General features: G+C 61.8%; 2 protein-coding genes. Both read left to right on the top strand.

Annotation, left to right across the window (positions count from 1 at the left end; all coding sequences use genetic code 11):
- The coding region (locus ACKAE7_RS21080) for a tyrosine-type recombinase/integrase (RefSeq protein ID WP_408980230.1) at positions 1-351 on the top strand (351 nt) is incomplete at its 5' end.
- Positions 352-536: 185 nt separating this feature from the next.
- Positions 537-830: a hypothetical protein gene (locus ACKAE7_RS21075; protein WP_407105499.1), complete on the top strand. Its 294-nt coding sequence runs from the start codon at positions 537-539 to the stop codon at positions 828-830.
- Positions 831-836 lie beyond the last annotated feature (6 nt).

The raw sequence follows: 836 nt of genomic DNA, 5'->3' as shown, positions 1-836 counted from the left end.
CGCCCGGTCGGCGCCGCCGCGCTCGACGAACTAAAAAGGGCAAGCATGCTGTGCGGGAGAGCCGCCCATGTGTTGCCGGCCGTCCGGCGCGATGGTGCCTTCGGCGGCTTGCCCGGCGCGTGGAAGCGGATCGCGAGTCGAGCGGGCTTCACCGACGTGACGCCGCATACGCTGCGCCATAGCTTCGCGTCCGTTGCCGCAGATCTGGGCTACAGCGAAATAACCATCGCTGCCTTACTTGGCCACTCAGTCCGGACGGTGACGTCCCGGTATGTTCATCATCTGGACGCTGTCTTGGTTGCTGCGGCGGACGCCGTCGCAGCCGAGATCAATCTGCAAATGTTTTCGTGATCTCGGCCCGAACTTAAAGCTCCCCGTTACTACTTCGGGAGAGCAGTTGTGGCGGAGCGCCTAAGGGCGGCGAGCCGCCCACATCGGGTTCGTCCCTGCCGACCGCGTGGTCTCGCAAGCGGCGATGACAACCGACGAAAAATCGAAATACGTTCGCCTGCACCGGAGCAACGGAGTGAAGGGCGATGCAAGTTCTAAAGGATCAAGTTTGCGCCATCGGTCGCTCTGATGAGCGTGACCTGAACGATGCGCTGAAAGCCTATGAGTGGGCGGCAGGACTCCCTGCGGAGATGCCGCTTACTCCGAAGCTGACTTCGCGTTTCCTTCAGGCGATGGGCGCGCCGCTGTCGGAAGCGACGCTCGCACGAATTCGCTGCGTGTCGTCGACGGGACCAGCATACGAGAAGATCGGAGCGCGGATCACATATCGTGTGGGAGATCTTCGCGAGTACCTGTCGCGAGCAGTCAAAAGCGCCTGAAACAGA

The organism is Pseudarthrobacter sp. NKDBFgelt, from assembly GCF_046097905.1.
GTDB lineage: Bacteria > Actinomycetota > Actinomycetes > Actinomycetales > Micrococcaceae > Arthrobacter > Arthrobacter polychromogenes.
This window is presented reverse-complemented; position numbering and strand designations above follow the sequence as displayed.